Genomic DNA, 239 nt, shown 5'->3' on the forward strand with positions numbered 1-239 from the left:
ATAATATATCTCCTGGGAAGATAACAATAGCGTGGATTACCCCAAAGACGATTAACCAATATAAGCGGGATTTTATCTGATTATTTTGGGATGGTGCCGCGACGGCAGATACCGGTCTCGCTTGCTGGCGTTGATATTGGATTAATAATCCCACCCCAAAAAGCATGGCGAATAGGCTAAAGAAGCGTCCTTCTAAAAAAAAGTTGCTGAAAATGAGTATGGCTATATCTGTTGTAGGT

1 pseudogene is annotated in these 239 nt (G+C 41.4%); it reads right to left on the bottom strand.

Features of this window, described 5'->3' with window-relative positions:
* Window positions 1–239 (bottom strand): annotated as a pseudogene (locus tag AAEY94_RS20840) (DUF418 domain-containing protein); the annotation flags it as partial.

This window comes from Shewanella sp. AC34-MNA-CIBAN-0136 (assembly GCF_040309945.1).
GTDB lineage: Bacteria > Pseudomonadota > Gammaproteobacteria > Enterobacterales > Shewanellaceae > Shewanella.